Origin of the sequence: Nostoc flagelliforme FACHB-838 (assembly GCF_014698065.1) — a bacterium.
GTDB lineage: Bacteria > Cyanobacteriota > Cyanobacteriia > Cyanobacteriales > Nostocaceae > Nostoc > Nostoc flagelliforme_B.
This window is the reverse complement of record NZ_JACJSI010000665.1, coordinates 1-2,027: the sequence shown is the minus strand read 5'-3', so window position 1 is coordinate 2,027 and position 2,027 is coordinate 1. Positions and strand designations below refer to the sequence as shown.

At 42.4% G+C, this 2,027-nt stretch carries 2 protein-coding genes; both read left to right on the top strand.

The features are described 5' to 3' along the window. Positions 1-970: DUF3991 domain-containing protein (locus H6G97_RS54545; protein WP_242056199.1), on the top strand; the 970-nt coding region annotated here is incomplete at its 5' end. Positions 971-1,077: 107 nt separating this feature from the next. Beyond that, on the top strand, positions 1,078-2,027 hold a 950-nt coding region (locus H6G97_RS50435), incomplete at its 3' end, for an ATP-binding protein (protein WP_190947693.1).

Genomic DNA, 2,027 nt, shown 5'->3' with positions numbered 1-2,027 from the left:
TAATCAATCAATAAAAAAACTTACCGAATGGTCAACTGATTTAGCTTTAGACGATGTTGCTTGGGAGTTGGGACTGTGGCGTAAAGGGAATGAATGGGTAGGAGGAAACCACACCATTAATATAGATGGCTCTAAATTTAGCGGTCTTGCTCCCGGTTCTCATTTTGAAGGTAATCATGCAATTGATTTGGTCAAGCACGTTAATCAATGCAACCAAGTCCAAGCGATCGCATGGATCGGGGAGCGATTTGGTGAAGTCGGCGCAAAACGTGCAGCGATTGCACATAGTGCAGTGCCGGAGGCAATCACTCATGCTCAAAAAGTTGCGGCTGACATTATCCAAACTCAACCAGTACCGCAATTCACTCCACCGATTGAGGATAAAGCTAACTGGTCAGGCGTTGAACATTACCTAACCCAGAAACGAGGCATACCTTCTGATTGCGTACAAATGTTACATAACCAGGGGCTAGTTTATGCCGACTCAAAAGCAAATGTAGTGTTTGTGATGCGGGACTTGGAAGGGAATACCAAAGGGGCTTTCTTAGAAGGTACAACCAATAAATTCTCTGGTTATGAGTTAGGTACAGTTCGTCGTGATAGCTGGTTTTACTTTACTTTGGGGAAAAAGCCTAGTGATAAAACTAGCACTGCTGTACTGTCTGACTCTCCCATTGATGCCATTTCAGTAGCCATGCTGGAATATCTCTTTAAAGGAATACCAGAAAACAGAACAATTTACATGGCAGTAGATGACACTTCAAGTTTACCTGTTGAAAGATTACGTAATGTTGCTCATGTACAGGTGGCTTTTAGTCAACCAACAGTGGCACGGGCTGTTAAAGAACTACTGCCACACTCGACTCAACTCAAGTGCGAAAGTCGGGATTGGAATACGCAGTTAATCAATTTCTCCCATCAATTGCAACAGCGTTGTTCACAACAAAAACACGAGGAATTAGAGCTATAGTTGCAAAAAAGTCAAGCTACTCTAGTACCGATTTTTTCAGTACCAAAGTAGCTAGTAAAGAGTTTTAGCTATCAATAATATTGGGGTGAAATTTAACTAAAGCCCTAATGAATAATGAGTTAATTAAACAAATATTCGGATTAATTAAGCTTAACAATAAGCTGATAGCTGTCGAGTCTCCATTGCAAGAGAGGGTCAGACTTTTGACAAATCTCGCCAGTGAATGCCAGCAATACAACATTAACTGTTACCTGTGGACGCTGGAGGATGATGCACTACACCAGTTATCCACTAATGAGGAGGGATTAAGTTTACAAAGTGTTGACCAGTATCAAGCGATCGCCAAAAGCAGGCGCGAACATTACTTTGAAATTCTCCGATTCTGGCAAACTACTGATTTATCAGGAATCCTGATACTAGAAGGTATATTCCCCTGGCTGGGAGAGTCTACCACTGACCCCGATTTCTTTCTGACTTCCAAGTGGATTAAGTCAGCCCTCATTAACCTGAAGCTGTACAATCACAATGCCAACAAGACAGCGATTCTCTTGGGGGCAAACGCCACTGTGTCATCTGACATTGCCCCCGAAGTTCCCACAGTCATTCATCAACTGCCAGCCATAGAGGAAATAAGCAGTTACTTAGCTCAAGTATTACCAGATTACAGTCATAGCGATATTCATGCGACAGCGAATGCCGGCTTAGGCATGTACTTGGCTGATATTGACTATGGAATTAGACAGGCGATTGCAAATCATGAAATTACACCGGATGAGTTAGTGTCTCAACTGTCCGCTTACAAAATTGACCTATTTAAACGGATTTATAACATTCAGTTCCTTCAACCTCCAAGCACACCCATTGGTGGTTTAGAACTGATCCAGCAAGCGTTTAAAACTTATAAGCGCCTTTTATCCTCATTGGCTAAAGCTTACAATCTTCGTTTACCCAAGGGGATTTTACTAATCGGCCCACCCGGAACAGGAAAATCTTACTCGGCTAAAGCAAGTTCTGCACAATTGGGGCTACCTCTGATTATTTTGGAGTGGGGTAGTTT